20 protein-coding genes are annotated in these 23245 nt (G+C 34.8%); 13 read left to right on the forward strand and 7 right to left on the reverse strand.

The window, feature by feature from the left end; translation table 11 throughout:
• Position 1: 1 nt before the first annotated feature.
• Entirely contained in the window at positions 2-1867 is a 1866-nt protein-coding gene (locus C1638_RS20305; protein WP_109623757.1) for a M1 family metallopeptidase, read from the reverse strand.
• A gap of 108 nt (positions 1868-1975) precedes the next feature.
• Positions 1976-4345 carry an outer membrane beta-barrel family protein gene (locus C1638_RS20310; protein ID WP_109623758.1) on the reverse strand — a complete coding sequence of 790 codons (2370 nt, stop codon included), beginning with the start codon at positions 4343-4345 and terminating at the stop codon, positions 1976-1978.
• 195 nt (positions 4346-4540) lie between these two features.
• Between C1638_RS20310 and C1638_RS20315 the strand changes: the two genes are divergently transcribed.
• Both C1638_RS20315 and C1638_RS20320 read left to right on the forward strand, forming a co-directional pair.
• Entirely contained in the window at positions 4541-5884 is a 1344-nt protein-coding gene (locus C1638_RS20315; protein ID WP_109623759.1) for a sensor histidine kinase, read from the forward strand.
• Entirely contained in the window at positions 5874-6560 is a 687-nt protein-coding gene (locus tag C1638_RS20320) for a response regulator transcription factor (protein ID WP_109623760.1), read from the forward strand. The genes C1638_RS20315 and C1638_RS20320 overlap by 11 nt, the downstream gene beginning before the upstream one ends.
• Before the next feature lie 2 nt (positions 6561-6562).
• Here C1638_RS20320 and C1638_RS20325 read toward each other — a convergent pair whose 3' ends face one another.
• The 3 genes from C1638_RS20325 to C1638_RS20335 form a co-directional block, all read right to left on the reverse strand.
• Positions 6563-7390: an endonuclease/exonuclease/phosphatase family protein gene (locus C1638_RS20325; RefSeq protein WP_109623761.1), complete on the reverse strand. Its 828-nt coding sequence runs from the start codon at positions 7388-7390 to the stop codon at positions 6563-6565.
• 111 nt (positions 7391-7501) lie between these two features.
• Positions 7502-8383: an SDR family oxidoreductase gene (locus C1638_RS20330; protein ID WP_109623762.1), complete on the reverse strand. Its 882-nt coding sequence runs from the start codon at positions 8381-8383 to the stop codon at positions 7502-7504.
• Positions 8384-8582: 199 nt separating this feature from the next.
• Positions 8583-8993: a DUF1573 domain-containing protein gene (locus tag C1638_RS20335; RefSeq protein WP_109623763.1), complete on the reverse strand. Its 411-nt coding sequence runs from the start codon at positions 8991-8993 to the stop codon at positions 8583-8585.
• A 172-nt stretch (positions 8994-9165) separates the two neighbouring features.
• Here C1638_RS20335 and C1638_RS20340 point away from each other — a divergent pair, with 172 nt between their 5' ends.
• The 3 genes from C1638_RS20340 to C1638_RS20350 all read left to right on the forward strand — a co-directional run bounded on the left by C1638_RS20340 (position 9166) and on the right by C1638_RS20350 (position 13487).
• Entirely contained in the window at positions 9166-10413 is a 1248-nt protein-coding gene (locus C1638_RS20340; protein ID WP_109623764.1) for a sensor histidine kinase, read from the forward strand.
• 15 nt (positions 10414-10428) lie between these two features.
• A complete protein-coding gene (locus C1638_RS20345; RefSeq protein ID WP_109623765.1) occupies positions 10429-11118 on the forward strand; it encodes a response regulator transcription factor in 690 nt (229 codons plus the stop codon).
• Positions 11119-11189: 71 nt separating this feature from the next.
• Positions 11190-13487, forward strand: a complete 2298-nt coding sequence (locus C1638_RS20350) for a GH92 family glycosyl hydrolase (protein WP_109623766.1) — start codon at positions 11190-11192, stop codon at positions 13485-13487.
• A gap of 203 nt (positions 13488-13690) precedes the next feature.
• On the opposite strand, the gene C1638_RS20355 is transcribed toward C1638_RS20350, so the two are convergent.
• Complete coding sequence (locus C1638_RS20355) at positions 13691-15028, reverse strand: dihydroorotase (protein ID WP_109623767.1); 1338 nt, start codon at positions 15026-15028, stop codon at positions 13691-13693.
• 204 nt (positions 15029-15232) lie between these two features.
• Between C1638_RS20355 and C1638_RS20360 the strand changes: the two genes are divergently transcribed.
• The 8 genes from C1638_RS20360 (at position 15233) to ribA (ending at position 22287) form a co-directional block, all read left to right on the forward strand.
• Entirely contained in the window at positions 15233-16654 is a 1422-nt protein-coding gene (locus C1638_RS20360) for a lipopolysaccharide biosynthesis protein (RefSeq protein WP_109623768.1), read from the forward strand.
• Between the two features lie 156 nt (positions 16655-16810).
• Complete coding sequence (locus tag C1638_RS20365; protein WP_109623769.1) at positions 16811-17827, forward strand: sugar phosphate nucleotidyltransferase; 1017 nt, start codon at positions 16811-16813, stop codon at positions 17825-17827.
• Positions 17828-17938: 111 nt separating this feature from the next.
• The gene (lolB1, locus tag C1638_RS20370) at positions 17939-18784 is read left to right on the forward strand and encodes a lipoprotein insertase outer membrane protein LolB1 (protein ID WP_109623770.1); all 846 of its coding nucleotides are present in this window, start codon (positions 17939-17941) and stop codon (positions 18782-18784) included.
• Positions 18781-20343, forward strand: a complete 1563-nt coding sequence (locus tag C1638_RS20375) for a murein hydrolase activator EnvC family protein (RefSeq protein WP_109623771.1) — start codon at positions 18781-18783, stop codon at positions 20341-20343. The genes lolB1 and C1638_RS20375 overlap by 4 nt, the downstream gene beginning before the upstream one ends.
• A 31-nt stretch (positions 20344-20374) precedes the next feature.
• Positions 20375-20587 carry a twin-arginine translocase TatA/TatE family subunit gene (locus C1638_RS20380; protein WP_109623772.1) on the forward strand — a complete coding sequence of 71 codons (213 nt, stop codon included), beginning with the start codon at positions 20375-20377 and terminating at the stop codon, positions 20585-20587.
• A gap of 15 nt (positions 20588-20602) precedes the next feature.
• Positions 20603-21217, forward strand: coding sequence for a DUF4254 domain-containing protein (locus C1638_RS20385; protein ID WP_076357367.1), 615 nt, complete (start codon positions 20603-20605; stop codon positions 21215-21217).
• Complete coding sequence (locus C1638_RS20390; protein WP_109623773.1) at positions 21214-21672, forward strand: hypothetical protein; 459 nt, start codon at positions 21214-21216, stop codon at positions 21670-21672. Before C1638_RS20385 ends, C1638_RS20390 begins: the two co-directional genes overlap by 4 nt.
• Before the next feature lie 18 nt (positions 21673-21690).
• Positions 21691-22287: a GTP cyclohydrolase II gene (gene ribA / locus C1638_RS20395; protein ID WP_109623774.1), complete on the forward strand. Its 597-nt coding sequence runs from the start codon at positions 21691-21693 to the stop codon at positions 22285-22287.
• A 328-nt stretch (positions 22288-22615) separates the two neighbouring features.
• Here ribA and C1638_RS20400 read toward each other — a convergent pair whose 3' ends face one another.
• Positions 22616-23176, reverse strand: coding sequence for a hypothetical protein (locus C1638_RS20400; protein ID WP_109623775.1), 561 nt, complete (start codon positions 23174-23176; stop codon positions 22616-22618).
• Between the last annotated feature and the right edge of the window lie 69 nt (positions 23177-23245).

Genomic DNA, 23245 nt, shown 5'->3' on the forward strand with positions numbered 1-23245 from the left:
TTTATAATGTTCTACTGTTATCTCCCGGTGTATAATCCATAAAAAGATCTCCATCCAAGGATACCGATTTTACTTTTTTCTTGATAGGAATCACAAGATCTGTCAGTTTTTGGTCTTTTTCCCAAACTGATGGTGAAAAGTGAAGTTTCTCAGTACTTCCATCCTCATAGGTTAGAACCGCATCAAACGGAATAGCAAATCCTCCGACATTCGCTACATTCACTGTAAGCAAGTCATTCATCTGTGATGCTCCTGCAACTTTTAAATCTATATAATTATTGGTATAAAACCAATTGTGGAAAAACCAGTTTAGATTTTTTTCAGAACCAGTATTCATAGAATTAAAATAATCCCAAGGAACAGGATGTTTTCCATTCCAGTTATTCATATAATGGTGTAATGCTTTTTTGAACAATTCATCACCAAGATAATCCTTCAATGCAAGGTAAGATAAGGATGATTTTACATAAGAGTTATTTCCGTAGCCTGAACCACTAACCTGTGTACTCATTGTAATAATAGGCTGATCCTGTTCTGCTGATGGATCATTAATCCATTTTTTCACCCGAAAGTTTTTATAAAATTCCTTTGCAGCAGCCTCCCCATTTTCATCAATCCCAATTAAATACTCCAAGGTAGTAGCCCATCCCTCATCCATGAATGCATACCTCGTTTCGTTAATTCCCATATAAAATGGAAAATAAGTATGGGCAATTTCATGATCTGCAGTAAGTCTGGCATCCTGTAAGTTATCCGGAATACTGGAATCATTAATCATCATTGGATACTCCATGTCTGCATATCCCTGAATAGCCGTCATTACATTATAAGGATATTCTACGCCTGGCCATTTTTTGGAAAACCAATCCAGATTATAGCGCATCCAATCTACATACTGTTCAAAATCCTTTGCTCCCGCTTTATATCCTGATTGCACACTGGCTCTTTTTGTTTTCAACTGAACACTGGCAGCATCCCATACATAATGATTACTCAGAGCAAAGCAAAAATCTGTAATATGATTGGCTTTGAACTTCCATACATTCCATTTATTCTGCTGGGTAACTTTCCCAGACTTCATTTCCTGTTCTGTAGCAATATGCATTACCTTATCGCTCTTTAATGAAGCTTTATATCTTTTCAAATATTCCGGCTGAAGTACGGCTTCAGGATTTAAAAAATCTCCGGTTGCCCACACCACATAGTTTTTTGGCGCTGTAATGGCAAAGCTATAATCATTAAAATCATTATAAAACTCCTGTCTGTCAGAATGCGGCAGCATATCCCATCCGTTGTAATCATCATATACAGAAATTCTTGGAAAAGAATAGGCTACATAGAATGTTTCAGGATCAATTTGTCCTTCTCTTCCACTTTGTACAGAAAGCGGATACTCCCACTCGATCTTAACCTCAGCTTTTGACTTTGATTTTAATCCTGATTTTAGTTTTACTTTTTCAACAGTTCCCCAATCATCGCTGTCGATATCATATTTTTCACCATTGACAACGAATGATTTAATCTTAAGTCCTGAGGACAAAAAATCACTGGAAACCGATCCAGATCTTGGCGATTGCGGCTTGTGTAAGTTATTAACGAATCGTATCGCCAACTCATTGAGATTATCCGGACTGTTGTTCGTATAAACAATTGTTTCTTTACCAGAAACCACCTTTGTACCGGCATCCACTTTTACTTCAACATTGTAAATTCCTTTATTTTGCCAATAGTTCTTACCCGGCGCCCCGGAAATATCACGCGTACCTTTTTCATAGGCTTTTTTAATATTTCTCGGCATATACAGTTCCTGAGCAGACAACTGTAGCAACGAAACGACCACCAGCACTCCGGAAAAAATTCTCTTCATAATGACCTTTTTTAAAGATAGGTATCAAAAATAACGAAAATGTGACAGTGGGTGGTAATTTCTTTTGTAATAATGTTTTATGATAATTGGTTTTTCATTTAAATTAGTCTAAAGCCTATCCTGTTCCGATGTCTTTTTTATAGTCTTGGCATTTTTCACCGACTGGTTCCCAAAGTTGAATTTTAATGAAAGGGTAAAACCCTGTGTATCTGTATAGTCCTGAAAGTAATTATCCTGATTGGCGTATTTGGTAACAATCTTTTGGCCTGTTGTTCTAAAAATGTCACTAACAATTAAGCTTGCTTCAAGTCTTTTATTAAAGAACTTTCTGTTCATTACAAAATAAGCAGACCATGCACTGGAAATTTTGAAAGTTCCCTGTATTGATGGAGAATAATAACGATGTCCCATTTCCATTTTCCAGTCATTATTTTTATCCAAGGTGAAGCTTGTAGAAATATTAGATTCCAAGTTCCAAACCTTATTCTTGTACAGCATTCCATCAACGCCCTTGAAATAGTTTTCATTGTGTTCAAGGTTCTCGGATAGAATGATATTCCACCAAGACTTCACCTGAAAGTTTTTATATAAGCTTAATCCGAAAGCCTCTCCCTTTTCTATATTTGTAAAATGATAGATGACACTATTGGTCTCCGGTTCCTGATACGAGATCTCCATGGATGGAAAATTTTCCTTGCGATAGTATAAATCCAGATTCCAGTTTTTCCATGAATAGGTTAGATTAAGATTATGAGTTATGGTTGCTTTTAATTTTGGATCTCCCTGATAGTATGAAAAGAGATTATAATAAGATTTCGCCGGATTCAGCCATGAATAGGATGGTCTGCTGATACGTTTTCCGTAAGAGAATCCGAACTCCTGCTTATTTTCTGTAGTATATTGTGCATAAAAAGTAGGAAAAAAGTTCCAGTAATTATTTTTGTTTTGATCATATGGCTCTGAAACTATCCCTTCAAGATCTGTCATTTCTGCACGAAGCCCGCCTTTAAAATTCCATTTTCCGATATTATAAGAAAGCGAGGAATACAGAGCAAAATTATGTTCCTTGTAATCAAAAACACTACTTTTCTCTGGCCTGTATTCTAATACCCCATTTTGATTATCAGAAAAATCTAGTTTGCTGTTTGTTTTCACGAAACTGTACTTTGTTCCGGATTCAAATTCCAACTTCTCTCCTTTCCATTGATAATCTAACTGAGTAGAATACAATTGTACATCTGCTTTATTTTGGGTCATGAAATTATCTTCTCTTGGCGGCTCTCCGGCAAAGTTTAGGTGTGTAATTACATTTTGATATTTACTGGCATTATTTCCTGTAAAATAATTGATCCATGACAGACTGCTCTTTTTATTCAATTTTCTATCTATCTGAAAACTGACTGAATTATTAATGGAGCGAGAGTGATGGTCATTTAGTGTTCTATAATTAGACTCAACAACGTCCTGATTATTGTAAATTAATGTAGGCACATTATACGTTCCATAAGACTTTGGAGAAAAATACCCTGAATAGTTGAGGCTTAGATTGGTCAAACTGTCCAATTCATATTCTACATTAAAATTCAGGGTATTCTGGTTAGTGTTTTTATCCTTCCTATTCATTGTACTCATCCATCTGGTCTGGCTTTCGGAATAATTAACATAGTCGAGCCCCTCTCGGTAGTAGGTTCCCATTCCTTTATAATAGCTTCCCATAATGGAAAATTTATCCCTTTTATAATATTGAGACAGCCCAAAAACAGCCTTTGCATACTGCGTCTGAACATATTTTGAAGACAAAATACCACGATAGCCCTCAATCTTGTTCTTCTTCATAATAATGTTCAGGACCGAACTTCCAGAAGCTTCATATTTTGCGGGTGGGTTGGTAATTACTTCCACAGACTTCACCTCATCTCCCTGAGTATTTTCCAAAAGATTTTTGAGTTCATCCCCCGTCAGCATGACCTTTTTATCATTAATGGTAACCAAAATTCCTGTACTGCCTTTCACTGCGAGTACATTATTATTGGCTGTAACACCGGGTGTATTTTTCAAAATTTCCCATGCATTCAATGATGAAATATTACTGTTTTCTACATTAAACTCCAGACGATCTACTTTTCTTTTTACCAATGGCTTTCGCTTCGTCATTACTACTTCCTCAATCTCTTGAGATTCCTTTTTAAGAATGATCTGTAAATCTTCAGGCTTTTCCAGATTCAGCGTCTTTTCAAATAAAGAATAACCCTTATTTTTTACAACTAGTTTTATATTCTGTTCAGATATATTCTCCAATGTAAATCCACCTTTAGCATCCGTTTTCAGTTCCTGGATTAATTTATCCTGCGAATCGTACAGCTCTATTTGTGCTGCTGAAATTTTTTCATTCTCGGTGTTCACAACTGTTCCCGCAAGTTTTTGTTTCTGGGCCAATACCAACATCGGAAAACACAGGAAAAAAATAATTTTGTTCATGATTATATTTTTAAAGAATGAGGCAAAACAATAGTTATTCTTGTTTTACGGAGCAAAATTCTATATTGAACAGGAGAATTTCGGTTAACGAAAGGTTAATGATGGGTTAACGTCTTTTTCTCGTTTAGAAAGAAAAATCTGAACTCGAAAAATCAGGTTAATGAAAGGTTAATAGCAAAATACAACATCAATAAAATGGTTAAATCTTTATCTTTGTTATCAATGATTTCCAAAAGTAAAAACCTTATTGCTCTTTTCGCTACCCTGTTCCTTCTTCTGCTAGGGATACAGGCTTATTTTATGTACAAGACGTATCAGGTAAAGGAACGCGAGATTTATAGGGATGTTCATGCAAGACTTACCAACTATACCGACAGACTGGAAGATCTGGGTGGTATCAAAAGTAGAACAGATGATACCATTGAGAAAATCTTAATTCGATATCTTGATAAAAAGATCAGTAAAAAAGATTTTCTGGAGTACTTTAATAAAAACAGAAAGGAAAATGAAAAGTATCTCAGCGACTACGTAGATGCAAGTTTTAAAAAAGAAGGTTATGAAATTGCTACGAAAACAGAATACATCTCCATCATTTATACCCCTGACAGCACCCGCCTGATTGATCAGCCAATTACCCTGTATGAAACCCGAAACAAAGTTTCCAATCCTAAAATTTCCAATACAGGTAAATGGGAAACTACATCAAAATCCACGACTAATGATGACACTCCCGGCCGAAATGACTCTTTTCTTCTAAAAAGCAATACCGGTTTCGAGATTTTAAATATCAAAACCATCATATTTAAAGAGCTTGCTCTGCTCACCATATGCTGTGCCGCCATCCTCGCAAGTGTGCTCTTACTTTATATTTTCACTGTTAAAAATCTAGCCCGCCAGCAGAAACAGGTAGAAGTTCTCCACACCGTTGTGGATAATATTTCCCATGAATTTAAAACTCCGATTGCTACATTAAAAATAGCCTCAAAAACTTTAAAAAAAGGCTGGAATCCAGAAACGCTTCCGCTTATTGACAGGCAGATTGCCCGACTTGAAAGTTTAATGATACAGCTCCATAAAGATGAAATACCCGATGAGGTAGTTGCCGTACAGCCTGAAGACTGGGATTTTTTTATTCAGGATCTGGCTTTTACATATCCAAAAATAGATTTTAAATTTGAAAATAAAGTCTCCGAAAAGTTGCCTTTTGATAAAAATCTAATGGAAACGGTCATTAAAAATCTTTGTGAAAATAGTATCAAATACGGAGCATCCTTTGTAATAATAAACGCCAATACTTCTATCCAAAATCTGAATATTGAAATTTCTGATAATGGACAAGGTATGGAAAGCAAAGAACTAACAAACATTTTTGAAAAATTCTACAGAATACAGTCCAATAACATCCATAATAGTAAGGGGCTGGGTCTGGGACTTTATTTTGTGAAAAAAATAATTACAACCTATAGTGGTAAAATAGAGGTTTCCAGTAAGCCTGGATCCGGAAGTACTTTTAAAATAACCATTCCGTATGAAAACTAAGATCCTATTAGCAGAAGATGATCCGGATTTCGGAATGATCCTTAAACAATATCTTGAACTAGAAGATTTTGAGGTCAGCTGGTTTCAGAACCCCGAAGATGTTGTTGAACTTCTTTCCTCTGATTTTCCTTTTCACATAGGCCTTTTAGATGTGATGATGCCTAATATTGACGGTTTTTCTCTTGCCAAAATGATCCTTAAGGAGAAAAATAGTTTTCCGATTTTATTTTTAACAGCTAAAAATCAGAAAATAGATAGGATAACCGGATTGAAGATAGGTGCGGATGATTATATTGCCAAACCATGTGATCCGGAAGAACTGGTTCTAAGGATTAAAAACATTTTGAAAAGGATTTCTCCTCCAATTACTGAAATTCAAATAAAAATCGGGCAATATTTACTGGACACTCAGAAACTGTCACTGTCTCATCCCGACGGAAATGTACGCCTCACGGTTCGGGAGCAGGAACTTCTTTTATATTTACTGAAGCAAAATCACTCTTTGATAACAAGGGATAACATTCTTGATAACCTTTGGGAAACTAATGATTACTTTACAGGAAGAAGTCTGGATGTATTTATCAGCAGATTGAGAAAATATTTTAGCAATGACCCAAAAGTAAAAATCCAATCCCTGAGAGGAATTGGATTTGAAGTTGATTTCCCAACAAATTAATCTTAAAAGGAAAGATTCACAATGACCGGAAAATGATCCGATGGATAAAGGAGATTTTCTCTTCTGTCATTAATGTGTCGGTGAGATTTTATCTTAAAGTCCTTTGTAAAAATATAGTCAATTCTTTCTTTTGGAGCTTCATTTACATTAAAGGCAGTAAAAGTTCCTACAGGTCCATAATGCTTGGTTTCCGAATGGTAAAAGGTATCTTTCATGTTTTGGGAAAGAATCTTAATCGGTTCTGTATCATCCGTAAGGTTGAAGTCTCCACTTAATGTTACCGGCAGATTTCTTGGATTAAGTTCTTTGATTTTTTTCAGAATAAGTTCAGAGGATTTCACTCTTGCAACATTTCCAATATGATCAAAATGAATATTCATGGCAAGGAATTTTTTCTTTGACTTTTTATCCTTGAAGATGGCATAGGTACAAATTCTATTCAAAGCAGCATCCCAGCCTTTTGATGGTTTCTCAGGAGTTTCTGATAACCAGAACGTCCCTGATTTTACAACGTCTAATCTGTTAGTATCATAAAAAATAGCAGAGAACTCTCCTTTTTCTTTGCCATCATCTCTTCCCACGCCAATATAATCGTAGTTTTTTAATCCGCTTTTGATGTCTTTCATTTGTTCAGGAAGGGCTTCCTGAACTCCAAAATAATCAGGGTGATAATAAGTCAGTAAATCGGAAACATCCTGTTTTCTTTCCGGCCATGCATTTTCCTTATCAGATGCAACATTAAGCCTGATATTAAAACTCATCACTGTAAGGTCCTGTGAAAATCCCAATGCAAAAAGCATAAGGAATACGATTGAAAATCTGAAATTCATAGTCTATTTTATCAATTTGAGACAAAAATAAGACTTCCCTGTGACAGAGAAGTCTTATTTACATCATTATATTGTTAAATTATTGCAGGTACTAAAAAACCTTACTTTAATCTAGTTTGATTTCTTTGATTTAATCATGGCCTCCAATGCATCCCACATTTCACTTGGGATTGCTTCAAGCATATTAAACTCTCCTGCTCCCTGAAGCCATTCGCCACCATCAATAGTTACCACTTCCCCATTCATATACGCTGAATAATCTGAAACAAGGTAAGCTGCAAGATTAGCTAGCTCCTGATGTTCTCCTACTCTTCTCAAAGGAACTTTTTTCTTCATATCAAATTTTTCCTGAAGATCTCCCGGAAGAAGTCTGTCCCAAGCTCCTTTTGTTGGGAAAGGTCCCGGAGCAATTGCATTGAAACGAATACCATACTTTGCCCATTCTACCGCCAAAGATCTTGTCATTGCCAAAACCCCTGCTTTTGCACAAGCAGATGGTACTACATAAGCAGAACCCGTCCATGCATATGTCGTTACAATATTCAGCACTGTTCCTGGTGTTTTAGAATCTATCCAGTGTTTTCCTACAGAAAGGGTACAATTTTTTGTTCCTTTTAAAACAATATCCAAAATAGAATCAAAGGCAGAATGCGTTAACTTTTCTGTTGGAGAAATAAAGTTTCCTGCAGCATTGTTTAATAGGATATCAATTTTACCAAACTCTTTTAAAGTAGCTTCTTTCATGGCTTCCACCTCATCCCAGTTTCTTACATCACACGCAACGCAAAGAACTTTTCCGCCTGTTTCATCTTCCAGTTCTTTTGCTGTAGCTTGTAGTTTTTCAAGATTTCTGGAAGTAATTACCACATTGGCTCCCAGTTCAAGAAAGTATTTGGTCATTGCTTTCCCAAGACCACTTCCCCCTCCAGTTACAATTGCTACTTTATCTTTTAGTGCACCTTCGCGCAACATTGGCTGTGTATACATGCTCATAATTTAATTATTTTAATAAATATATAATATAAATTCTACAGGCTGTAAAAGATTCCCATAGAAAATCAATGATACTTTGTATGTAAATTTAATATAATTATTCGTCCTGTCATCTTTTAAAATTATGCAGGAGATAGTAATAAGAAAAAAGCCGTTTCACAAATGATGAAACGACTTTTAATTAATATTGAAATATGAGTTATGAAGTAACTGTTCCTTTAAAAGAAAGTGTTTTAGGAGTTTTGCTTTCGCTGGTTGTAACGTTCACGGTTTTCATAAACGGGCCTGCTGCAGCAGCATTATAACTCGCTTCTACAAATCCTTTTTTTCCTGGCTGAATAGGAGTTTTAGTATAGTCTGCTGTTGTACATCCACATGAAGGAGCTACATTTTGTATAATAATTGGTTTTGAACTTGTATTGGTAAATTCAAATCTGATGATTTTTGGTTTTCCTTGAGGAATATTTCCTACATCTATAGATTCTGATTTCCATTTGATAGCATCGGCAACCATCTTTACGATTGAAGAAGCTTCTCCTGAAAATACATTGGCGTAAAATGGAGAGAAAGCTAAAACTGCTAAAACTGCTGTAATTTTTAATTTTTTCATGAGTATAAATTTTAATAGTTAGAAATAATAAAAAGATCTGTTATTCTCTTTACGATATAACAAATGTAAAGCAGTTGATCCATACAACTTGTTAACTGCTATCAAACATTTGTTAACAAGTTGTTAATGATAAAAGATTAATAGATATTTTTGGATAATATTGTTCCGGAAAATGAAAATCAAAAAACTCAATATCATCATTACGCTGGGGTTTATAGCTATTATTGGAATTTTAATAGCTCAGCTGATGTGGACGCGCCAAGCCTATAATCTTGAAGATAAGAAATTCGATCAAAAAGTAAATATTGCTTTAATGGAGGTCGCAGAAAAGTTATCCGGAGGAAAAAATTCTTTTACTGAAAATCCTGTACAGAATATTGCCAATGATTATTATGTGGTTAATATTAATAATGAATTCCATCCTGTAGTTCTTGAGTATTATCTGAAAACAGAATTCACCCGTTTTCAAATCAATACCGATTATGTATATGCATTATACAACTGCCACAGTGATAAAATGATTTATGGAAAATATATGACTACCCATCAGGAAAGCCCAAGTAATAAGGTAATTAATTTCCCAAAACATAAAAACCTGATCTATTATTTTTCCATACGTTTTCCTGATAAAACCACGTACCTGATTAGTTCATTAAGGTTCTGGTATCTGCTTACATTTGCCCTTATTATCATTCTTTTGGTGTATGTGTACTCCATATATACAATCATTCAGCAGAAAAAATTCTCGGAGCTGCAACGTGATTTCATTAATAATATGACGCATGAGTTTAAAACTCCTTTATCATCAATCCTTTTAGCGTCAGAAGCACTTAACAAACAGGAAGCAGTAAAGGAAAACACTAAGCTGCAAACCTATACTTCCATCATTATTGATCAAAGTTACAAACTTAACAGCCACATTGAAAAGATATTGAATCTTGCTAAGAATGATGCTTCAGGAATGTCATTAAAGCCTCAAAAGATCATCCTGCTTCCTTTTATTCAGGAGATTGCCGATGCTATGCTGCAAAAGGATAAAGACCTCAGCATTCAAATAGAGATTGATAACAGCACTTCGATAATGGCTGATGAATTTCACTTTACGAATATCATTTATAACATTTTAGATAATTCTATTAAATATTGTGAAACCAAGCCTGCTATTGTCATTTCGTCCTATAAAGATTCAAAAGGTTTATATTTAAAGTTTAAAGATAATGGGATAGGTATTCCTGCTAAAAATATTCCTGATATTTTTGAAAAGTTTTACAGGGTAAATACGAAAAGAAGTGAAGAGGTTAATGGTTTTGGATTAGGATTATTTTATGTGAAGAAAGTTGTTCAGCAGCATAACTGGAAAATTTCAGTTGATAATAATGCAGATACCGGAATTACTACCACCCTCTTTTTCCCATTTTAAATTGAATAAGTAAGTATGGAGAAATCTAAAATTTTATATGCGGAAGATGACGAAACCATCGCTTTCCTGATACAGGACAGCCTGGAAACTTATTATGACATCAACTGCTATTCGGATGGGAAATCTGCACTTGAAGCTTTTAACAGCCAAGATTTTGACATCTGCCTTCTGGATATTATGATGCCTGAACTGAACGGGTTTGAAGTGGCCGAGCAAATCCGTAGTAAAAACTCTGATATCCCTATTATTTTTATTTCTGCAAAAACTTTAAAAGAAGATCGTATCAAAGGCCTTAAAATAGGAGCTGATGATTATCTGGTAAAACCATTCAGCATAGAAGAACTGATTCTGAAAATTGAAGTTTTCCTGAAACGTTCAAAGAAAACCAACACTCATTCCTCAAACTATAAGGTCGGGAAATATGACTTTGATCCTAAAAACTATACTTTACAGGATACGACCCATACCATTAGCCTTACCCAAAGAGAATCGGAACTGCTTTTATATTTTATCCGTCATAAAAATACAGTTCTGAAAAGACAGGATATCCTGAAAGCTATTTGGGGCGATGATGATTATTTTATGGGACGAAGTCTGGATGTATTTATTTCCAGATTACGAAAAGTTCTGGCTGATGAACAAAATATACTGATCGAAAACCTGCATGGAATAGGTTTCCGCTTTTCTGAAAAGAATAAATATTGAACAAATTCTAGCTAAAATAAAACAGTAAATGATGATTTTAATTAATTTTAATCTTTGAAAACCTATCATTAATGAAAAATCACAGAACAACTATTTTTCTGTTTCTTTTGTTTTTCAGCTTACATTACAAAGCTCAAAAATTTGAAAAATTAATACAATATGTTAATCCTCTCATTGGGACTGAAAAAATGGGACATACCTATCCCGGGGCAACGGTACCCTTTGGAGCAGTTCAGTTAAGCCCTGAAACAGATAGTATTTCCTATGAACTTAACGGAAAATATAATGGTGAAGTTTATAAATACTGTGCAGGGTATCGTTACGAAGACAAAACCATTGTAGGCTTCAGTTCTACCCATTTTAGTGGTACTGGACATTCGGATTTGGGAGATTTCCTTATCATGCCTACTGTTGGAAAGCTTCAACTTAACCCAGGAACATCTTCCCATCCTGAAAATGGCTACAGAAGTAAATTTACCCACCAAAACGAAACAGCAGAAGCCGGGTATTACAAAGTAAAACTTGACGATTATAATATTCTGGCAGAATTAACGGCAACCACAAGAGTTGGTGTTCATCGTTACACCTTTCCAAAATCTGATCAATCCTACATTATTTTGGATTTGATGGCAGGTATTTACAATTATGATGGAAAAAACGTCTGGACCTACGTTCGCGTAGAAAATGACAACACCATAACAGGATATCGACAAACAAACGGCTGGGCAAGAACCAGAACCGTTTATTTTGCAATGACATTTTCAAAGCCATTTAAGTCTTACGGTCAGAAAAACTATGATGAAAAGCAAGTCTATAAAGGATTTTGGAGAAAATTTGATCAAACCAAAAATTTCCCCGAAATCGCTGGTAAGAACCTGAAAATGTATTTTGATTTTGATACTCAGGAAAATGAGGCTATTGAAGTTAAACTTGCGATCTCACCAGTAAGCCAAGCCAATGCCATGGAAAACCTTGAGAAAGAAACCGGAAGCCTATCTTTCGATCAGGTGAAAGCACTGGCACAGGAAAACTGGAACAAGGAATTAAATAAAATTGTCATCAGAGGTTCCGAAGCAGAAAAAACCAATTTTTATACAGCCATGTATCATACCTTTATCAACCCTACGGTTTATATGGACGCTAACGGAGAGTACAAAGGCTTGGATCAAAATGTGCATAAAGCAAACGGTTTTACCAATTATACCACTTTCTCTTTATGGGATACGTATAGAGCCTTACATCCATTTTTTAATATCATCCAGCCCAAGAGAAATAATGATATGGTGAGATCAATGATGGCCCACTACGATCAATTTTCCATGAAAATGTTACCGATTTGGTCACATTATGCCAATGACAACTGGTGTATGAGTGGTTATCATAGTGTAAGTGTTGTCGCAGACGCCATTATCAAAGGAAACTATAATGGTGATGCTAAAGAAGCCCTGAAAGCCTGCGTAGAAACGGCTAATAAAAGAGATTATGAAGGCATCGGACAATACATTGATTTAGGTTATATTCCTGCCGAAAAAAGTGGAACTTCAGTTTCAAATACTTTAGAATATGCCTATGACGACTGGGCGATTGCTCAATTGGCAAAACATTTGGGAGAAACAGAAATTTACAATCAGTTTATCAAGCGCTCTGAAAACTGGAAGAATAATTTTGACAAAACAATAGGGTTCATGCGTCCAAGGCTGGCGGATGGAAGCTTCAAAAAGGATTTTGATGTATTGAGTACCCACGGACAAGGCTTTATTGAAGGAAACTCATGGAACTACAGCTTCTTTGTTCCTCAAAACCCTGATGAGCTTATTCAGCTGATGGGAGGCAAAAAGAAATTTGCTTTAAAACTGGATGAGCTGTTCTCTATGCATTTATCCGACAAGTTTTTTGCAGATACTGAAGATATTACAAGAGAAGGAATCATTGGTGGATATGTTCACGGAAATGAACCGGCACATCATGTAGCTTATCTTTATAACTGGGCGGGACAACCTTGGAAAACTCAATCACAGATCCGTCACATTCTTGAAATGCAATACAAGGCAACTCCTGATGGATTAGGTGGAAATGATGATACCGGGCAAATGAGTGCGTGGTATATTTTGAGTTCACTAGGTTTTTATCCTGTTGCACCAGGCTCTGAAGATTATTCAATAGGAAGTCCCGCCATTGATCATGCTGTTTTAAATCTTGAAAACGGAAAATACTTTGAAATTGAAGCTATAAATCAAGGTCCTAAAAATGTATATGTTCAAAAGGTTCTTCTCAATGGAAAAGAGATTAAAAATTTCACATTGAAACATTCTGAAATTATGAATGGAGGAAAGCTCACTTTCTATATGGGAAGCAAAGCGAAGAAGTAAAATATTCTCGCAGATTTTGCGGATTTAGCAGATGATTGAGTTTTAAAATTTGCGTAATCTCCCAGATCTGTGAGAGCTAAAAATAAGTTTTGGCTTAAGCCAATGGAAGATGTATAAATAACGAGAGCGGGCTTTAGCCCGCTCCCTATTGAATTATCAGAATAATCTCCTAATCCGAGATTACATGCTGCGATATTGCTTTATTAATCTCTCGCTTCAAAAAGTAATCTTTCTCCGAATTTCTCTTCTGCAATTTTCCCATTATCATACACCAAATGTCCATTTACAAAGGTATGGGTAACTTTAGAATGGAAGTTCATTCCTTCCAGCGGGCTCCAACCACATTTGTAAAGTAAATTATCTTTGGAAACAGTCCAGTCTTCATCTAAATCTACCAAAACAAGATCGGCTTTATATCCTTCTTTTACAAATCCCCTTTTCTCTACTCTGAAAAGAATAGCAGGGTTGTGACACATCTTTTCAACAATTTTTTCAAGAGAAATTTTACCATTCTTATAGTTTTCCAACATCACAACTAATGAATGTTGTACCAATGGTGCTCCTGAAGGGCATTTTGTATATACATTCTGTTTTTCTTCAGCAGTATGTGGCGCATGGTCTGTAGCGATTACGTCAATTCTGTCATCTAGAAGCGCTTCCCACAGGGCATCTTTATCTTTTTGTGTTTTTACAGCAGGGTTCCACTTGATTAAGCCTCCTTTTGTTTCGTAATCGTCATTGGTAAACGTTAAATGATGAACACAAACCTCAGCAGTGATTTTTTTATCTTTCAAAGGAATATCATTTCTGAAAAGTTCCATTTCCTTAGCCGTTGAAAGATGGAAAACATGAAGTCTTGCTCCTGTTTTCTGAGCCAGTTCAATAGCCTTGGAAGAAGATTTATAACAAGCTTCTTCACTTCTGATCAGGTGATGAAACTTAACCGGAATATCTTCACCATATTCATCCATGTATTTTTGAGTATTAGCCTTAATGGTTGCCTCATCTTCACAATGAACTGCAATCAGCATTTTGGTATTGCTGAAAATATTTTCCAATGTTTCAGGATTATCAACCAACATATTTCCTGTGGATGAGCCTAGGAATAATTTAATTCCCGGAACATTTCTAGGATTTGTTTTTAAGACCTCCTCAAGATTATCATTGGTTCCTCCCATCATAAAACCATAATTGGCATAAGCTTTATGGGAAGCTATTTCGTACTTGTCTGCTAATAATTCCTGAGTAACAGCATTTGGAACAGTATTGGGCTGATCGATAAAGCTGGTTACACCTCCGGCAATAGCTGATCTTGATTCAGTCTCAATATCACCTTTATGCGTTAAGCCCGGATCACGAAAATGCACCTGATCATCAATTACTCCTGGAAGAAGATACTTCCCGGAACCGTCAATAACCTGATCCGCATCTTCAGAAATACCGGAAGCTATTTTAGAGATTAAATCATTTTCTATTAAGATATCGCTCTCAAAGACTTTTCCTTCGTTGACGATGTTTACGTTTTTGATAAGGGTTTTCATTTTACTTTTTAGAAATTAGAGATTAAATACTAGAAGCTAAAGAAAATTTTAAGTTAAAAATTATACGTAAAAATGGAATTACTAAATTCTTACTTCTAATACCTAGCTTCTATAAATAGCAAAATTAAGGTTTATGGATGAATTTTAATATCACTCGCAATAAATCAATTTCTAAATATTTACATTTGCATAAAATTTCACATCTTGAAAAAACTTCTCAACGAGACTATTATATATGGGATTGGGGCAATTATGCCGAGGATAATTGTTGTTTTGCTTAATTACTTGTTCATTAAAAATATAAACAACAGTGATTTTGCTATTTTCACTAACCTCTATGCTCTGATTTCATTCGTTAATATTGTTCTCTCTTTTGGTTTTGAAACAGCTTATTTTAGATTTTCTTCTAATAAAGAGAATGAACAAAAAGTATTCAATACATCATTTTGGTTTTTAACAGGGTTATCAACTGTTTTTTTGATTCTCGTTTTATTATTCAATCAACCTATTGCAGATCTTTTTAATTATTCCAACACCCCAGAATTTATCAGATGGTTTGCCTGGATTGCATTCTTTGATAATCTTCTAGTTATTCCATTAGCATGGTTCAGGTTTCATAATAAACCAATAAAATATACTGCAATCAGAGTTATTCAGGCAGTTTTTCAAAGTATTTTTGCAATAGCTCTATTTCTTTATATTCCACAAGAATTTTCAGTTAAATTAGGTTTAAAAGAAAAAGTAGCGTATCCTTTCTACAGTAATTTAGCAGCAAGTTTACTAGGATTCATTTTGGTTCTACCTGTTGTTTTAAAGGTAAAATTTCAATTTTCAAAAAGCCTTTTTACAGAAATGATCAAATACTCATGGCCCATAATGATTGCAGGTCTTGCATTCATGGTTAATGAAAATTTTGATAAATTTATTCAACGATTTTTAATTGAAGATGCTGATGCAGGAGCTTATGGTGGCTGTTATAAAATGGCAGTTTTAATGACTCTTTTTGTTACAGCATACAGAATGGGTATTGAACCATTTTTCTTTAAACAGATGAATAATGAGAATGCAAAAAAGACTTACGCCCAAGTAACAGAATATTTTTCATTTTTCGCTTCAATAGTTGCTTTGGGAATTATTGCAAATGTTTCTTGGATTAAAATGCTATTGGTTCCCAATAGTTCTTACTGGATCGCCATTAATATTATTCCAATCATTGTTATTGCTAATCTATTTTTTGGAATTTATTATAATCTTTCAACCTGGTACAAAGTAACCGACCGAACAAGAGTTGGAACTTATATTTCATGGACAGGGGCAATTATCACTATTATTTTAAACTTCACATTATTAAAAAAATATGGATTTATGGTTTCTGCTTGGGTTACTTTAGCAGCCTATTTTTCTATGATGATTCTTTCCTATTGGTTAGGTCAAAAATACTATCCAATCCCTTACAGAATGAAAAAAATATTCCTCTTTTTAGGAATTTTAATCGTTTTTAGCTTTGTCATTGCCTATTTCTTTAATTATAATTTTTGGATCGGAAATCTATTATTTTTAATCTATGCAGGGATTTTAATTTATACAGAAAAGAATACGCTATTATCCAGAATCAGAAAAAATTAAACTTTGGTCTTTATTTTGATAACTACTAAGTCTAAAAAAATATTAAACAAAGCTTTTAAACATGATAAGTATTACGTTTTTAAGAAACGTTTTAATTATTATATTTAATAAAAAAATAACCTACATTTAAACAAAAAAAACATCTTTATATCATCTATGAAAATTATTGTTCCAATGGCTGGACGTGGTTCCAGATTACGTCCACATACACTTACAGTTCCAAAACCACTTATTCCTATCGCAGGAAAACCTATTGTACAGAGATTAGTGGAGGATATTGCTAAAGTTGCAGGAGAAAAAATTGAAGAGGTAGCTTTTATCATTGGAGATTTTGGAGCTGAGATTGAAAAATCTCTTATCCAGATTGCCGAGAAACTAGGAGCAAAAGGAAGCATATATTATCAGAATGATCCTCTTGGAACAGCACACGCCATCAAATGTGCTGAACAATCCATGCAGGGAGATGTTGTGATTGCCTTTGCCGACACTCTTTTCCGTGCAGATTTCCAACTGGATAAAAATTCAGACGGAGTAATCTGGGTAAAAAGCGTAGAAGATCCATCTGCATTCGGAGTAGTTAAATTAGACAACTATGGTTTCATCACAGATTTCGTTGAAAAACCAGAGACTTTCGTTTCAGATCTTGCCATTATTGGTATCTATTATTTCAACAGTGCTGAAAAGCTAATGGACGAAATTAATTATATCATGGAAAATAATATTAAAAATGGCGGAGAATATCAATTAACTACTGCACTGGAAAACTTAAGAGCAAAAGGTGCCAAGTTTACCCTAGGAAAAGTAAATGACTGGATGGACTGTGGTAACAAGAACGCTACCGTAGAAACCAACAGTAAAATACTTGAATACGAAAGAGAAGAGATGACTCATTTCCCGGCATCAGCAGTGATTGAAAACTCTTTAATTATTCCACCATGCTTTATTGGAGAGAATGTAAAAATCTCTAACTCAAAGGTAGGACCTGGAGTTTCTTTAGGAAACAATACAGCTGTTGTAAACTCTAATATTGAAAACTCTCTGATCCAAGAAAATACAAGAATCAACCATGGTAACCTATCCAACTCAATGATTGGTAATTCCGCACAGTATTTTGGGGTTGCCAGAGAAATTTCATTGGGAGATTACTCTGTTTTAGATTTTTTGTCTAAATAAACAAAGTCAGAAATTATTTAACTTAAACAAAATATAATCAAACCACACAAAACGTTTTGTGTGGTTTGGCGTTAATATTGCTCCGTACCTTTAATTGAAAAAGATAAATACATGAAAAATTGGATACCACTCCTTTTATTGCTTCTTGCCTTATCATCCTGTAAAACCCGTAATGCTGTTAAAAATGACACGGGAAACATAAAGGATAGTATTACAGCCGCAGAGGACAACAAAAATCCAAAAGACGTAAACCAACCGGTGAGAGATAAACTTACCTTTTACGAACATGTATTGATCCCGCCAAAATTCGAACAAATCAAAATCGATAGCAAAGTTCGTGTAGAAACAGGCAGCTTCATCCCAACACTTGATGCTACCATCTACATTGAAAATGATAAAAAGGTTTGGATGAATCTAAGGGCTCTATTCCTTAATGTAGCAAGAGGAATTGCCACACCAGATGGAATAAAAGGACAGGATAAAACTAGCAAAACCTATATAGATTCTGATTTTGATTACCTTAACAATTTACTGAATGTCAACTTCATCGACTATAAATCACTGGAAAAGATTCTATTGGGAAGAACTTTCGTAAAGATCAGCGATTCACAATTTACCTTAACTCAAAATGCACAAGGTTATAAAATGGCTTCTAATGTAAACCAAAAAATTGTAACCGATGAAAAAACAAGAGAGTATAAAATTGCTCTTCAATATGACACCAATTATGACCTGTTAAGTGTTAATCTAAAAGATGTTTTATCCCCGGATGAACTGGAAATATCTTACAGTGACTGGAATGAATACAACGGAATCCGCCTTCCTCAAAATGTTAAAATAATTATAAAAGGCTCAAAATCTAGTCAAATTTTACTGGAAAACACGAAATTTGACTTTTCGAGGATGGAAACACCCTATTCTGTACCATCCAGTTATAAGAAAATTGAGATTAAATGATTAAAAAATTTAGCTTTTTAATAGGTGTTCTGATATTTGGACTGCACCAAGGACAGCAGAACAAAGAACAACTGCAGAAGCAGAATGCCGAACTTAAAAAACAAATTGCACAAATAAATACAGATTTAGCTAAGACAAGAAGCGAATCTAAACTTTCCATAGCCTATCTTACCAACGTTAATCAAAAGCTAGTCTTAAGAGAAAAAGTCTACAATAACACTCAAAAAGAAAAGAGATTTATTGAGGATGATATCTATTTGCGCCAGCTCGAGATCAATCGTCAGAATAAAGAATTGGCTGTTCTTAGAAAGAATTACGCTGAGGTTCTGGTAAATGCTTATAAAAATAAAGGGGTACAGAATAAAGTAACCTTCATTCTTTCTTCTAAAAATTTAGGAGAAGCCATCCGAAGAGTCCAGTATTTAAAGCAATATTCAGATTATCAGGACAAAAAAGCTACAGAAATTTCTGATGCGGCTAACCAGATCAAAAAATCCATTACACAGAAACAAAATTCTGTAAAGGAGAAAGAAAACCTTTTGGTAAACCAACAGAAAGACTTAACGACAATCAATACAGAAAGAGCTCAGAAAGAACAACTTGTAGCTGATTTTAAAAAGAATGAATCAAAGCTTACTGCTGAACTTAAACAAAAACAAGTTCAATCTAAAGCACTTGAAGGTCAGATTAGAGCTATTATTGCTGAGGAAATCAGAATAGCAAAGGCTGAAGAAGAAGCCAGAAGAAAAGCAGAGGCAGAAAAAATACGTTTAGCTAAAATAGCTGCAGAAAGAGAAAAAGCAAGAATTGAAGCGGAAGCTAAAGCAAGAGCGGAAGCCCTTGAAAGAGAAAGAAAAATAGCGGAAGCGGAAGCTAAAAAAGCGGCTGAACTGGCTGCAAGAAGAGCTGAAGAAGAAAGAAAACGTAGTGAGGAAGCTGCAAGAGCAGAAGCCAGTGCAAAAGATGAAGCCAGAAAGCTTGCGGCTAAAAAAGCATCAGATGAAGCAGCGGTGAAAGCTAGAGAAGCAGCAGATAAGCTAACAGCTGCAAGAGCGGCAGAAACAGCCCTTGCCAAGAGAAAAGAAGAAGATAAAAAAGCGGCAGAAACCAAAGCAATGACTAATTATGGTGTTTCTACATCATCTGCAAATAACTTTGCTGAAAATAGAGGACGACTTGGTTATCCTACAGATAAAGCCGGACGAATTACCCACCGTTTCGGAAGACAGCCACACCCAGTCTTTAAAAATATTACCGAAGAAAATAACGGGATAAAAATTGCTGTACCATCTGGCACAAGAGCAAAATCTGTGTATCCAGGATCTGTTTCTTCCGTATTGGCCAATAATGACGGTACGAAAACGGTCATCATTAAACATGGAAGCTACTTTACAATTTATTCCAACCTGGGAAGTGTAAGTGTTTCTAAAGGACAACAGGTCTCTTCGGGTACTCCAGTAGGAACCGTAGCACAGGATTTCGATGGGGCCTATACCCTTGATTTCCAAGTATGGAACGGAAGTACACCAGTTGACCCATTAGGTTGGATTGCATATTAAAAAAAGTGTAACTTTGTAAAAATTTTAAGAGATGAATACACTAACAATACTTGCCTTATCTTGGCAACATATCCTAATTGTAGCGGTACTTTTAGTACTACTTTTTGGAGGAAAGAAAATTCCGGAACTAATGAGAGGTGTTGGTTCAGGAATCAAAGAATTTAAAGATGCGGTAAAAGAAGAAGACAAACCAGGTTCTGAAAATAAATCGTCTTCTACAAACAACAACTCTTCCAGCAACTAAAATTCCTTAGAATTAATGAAATTCACTGAAACTGCATGGACAGTCTTCAATCAATGTATTGAGGACTATCACGTGTCTGATGACGTTAACACTCTAATTAATAACCCGTTCGAAAAAGATAGTTTGGAACGGATTTTGTATGCAAAGAACTGGATTGATACCGTTCAATGGCATCTGGAAGATATAATTAGAGATGAAAATATCGATCCGGCTGAAGCTCTTCAACTGAAGAGAACAATAGACGCCTCCAATCAGAAAAGAACTGATTTGGTAGAATATATTGACAGCTGGTTCCTTACTAAGTTTGAAAATATAACTCCTAAACCTGACGCAAAGATAAATACAGAAACTCCCGCTTGGGCAGTGGATAGATTATCAATTCTTGCATTAAAGGTTTATCACATGTCATTAGAAGCCAATAGGGAATCTGCTTCTGAAGAACACAGAAATAACTGCCAGGCAAAACTGGACGTACTGCTTACTCAGAAAGAAGACCTAACAACTTCTATAAATCAGTTGCTTGCTGATATTGAAAACGGTAACGTTAAGATGAAAGTATACAAACAAATGAAAATGTATAACGATGAAAGTCTTAACCCAATCCTTTATCAAAAAGGGCAACAAAAATGAAAAGACTAGTTTTTTTTGGAGTACTAATAATATTAACATCTTCCTGCGCAACGGAAAAGCTTAACCTTTCTCCGCTGTCAAATAACTTTTATAGTGAAACTAAAGGTTCTGATTCTGATAGAGGCTCAAAGAAGAGCTTTAATATCAATATCAAGGAGAATGTAAATGCTTCTGAAATTTCAAATATAATCTCTACTTTTCCTAAGTTTAAGAACAATGGATTGAATGATGAGATAACAAGTTTGAAATACAGTCTTCAGAATTATTTATATGCTATTGATGCCAATAATTCTACAGGAAAGAGCAGGGCACTTAAAAGCTTCGAAAAATCATACAAAAAAATTCAAAAGCAAAGACAAAATCTTGAAAGAGATGATGACGAAGTTCTTAACAGATACTTGGTTCGTTTAAAAACCAATATTTCTGTAATTGAAGATGCTTTACCAGGAAGTTAAAAACTAATTGAACTATCAATGATTAAAATTCAGGCGGAAGCCAATGTTCCCACAGAGCACGGCAGTTTCCGAATGATTGCTTTCTCTGAAAATGAAAACGACTGGATGCCTCATATGGCTATCGTTGCAGAAAATACAGATTTTTCGAAACCTGTAAATGTTCGTTTTCATTCGGAATGTATTACCGGAGAAGTTTTCCATTCAAAAAAATGCGAATGCGGCCAACAATTGGATGCTGCAATGAAATATACCCACGAAAACGGAGGAATTATTGTTTATCTCCGTCAGGAAGGTCGAAATATTGGTATCATCAATAAGCTTAAAGCCTATTCACTCCAGGAAAAAGGTCTTGATACAGTACAAGCCAATCTTGAATTGGGTTTACCTGCAGATGACAGAAACTTTGGAGTAGCAATTGAAATTCTGAATCTTCTGGATGTAAAAGATATCAATCTGCTGACCAACAATCCTGAAAAGGTAAAATATGTAGTAGACAGTAATATTCATCTTAACTCAAGAATACCATTACAGATACCAGCCAATGAAATTAGCAAAGGCTATCTGCAAACAAAAAAAGATTTCTTTGGACATCTTCTTGATGACAATGATAACTAGATAAAATAAAAGCTTCAGAAATTCTGAAGCTTTTTTTATTGGGATAAATTTTTCAAATTATACCACAGTCTATAAACCTGAATATCTTCCAATAAATACAGCATTGGTTATGACGATTGCCCCTCATTAAATGGACGTTCTAAAGCCTATTTATAACCTCATCAGAAAGTGTACAGATCGCTTTATTTAGCATAAAATAGCTGGGAAGATATAGATCAATTCGCTCCGGTTATTACTACTTATAAATTATTATTCTAAAAAATCAAAAGCCCCGAGATTTCTCCCGGAGCTTTTTTAATTATAAAAAACTGAAAAGATATTTTCTTAATTAGTGTGTGCTAATTGTTTTGATCTTAGATGCATCAAGGTTATAATAATTTACCACCGCATTGTAATCACTTAAGTCAACATTAGCAATTTTTGCTGCTGATTTATTTTTTTGAGGATCAGCAGGAACCAAAACAATTCTAAAAGTCTGGTTATTTAAGAAATCATTAGCTTGATCCGTAGTTAAAGTTGATAAAGTAAAATTTTGGTTTTCAATTCTTACTTGAACTTCTTTATTACTGAAAACAAAATTATATTCAAATCTTCTTGGTGAAGGAGAAGTTGCTGGGTCTACATATACTGTTTTTGGTATTTGCTGCCATGCATTTCCTGCTCTTCTATATACTAAAACAACATCAGTGGTTTCAATATTAATATCTGCTGTTAATGCATAATTGTTTGCTGCTGTAAATGATCCAGGCGCATCCATCATGATAGGAAATGTATCGTGATCCACTGGATTTGGATTAGGTACTACTACCGGATCGTTGCTACTATTATCACAACTATAAGATAGAAAACCAACACCAGCTAGTAATATAAGTGGAAGAATTTTTTTCATTTCTATAAATGTTAAGTTATTATTTATATTGCTTATTCAAATCATATACCAAAAATTTCAAAAACTTTG

Source organism: Chryseobacterium oncorhynchi, from assembly GCF_002899895.1.
Lineage (GTDB): Bacteria > Bacteroidota > Bacteroidia > Flavobacteriales > Weeksellaceae > Chryseobacterium > Chryseobacterium oncorhynchi.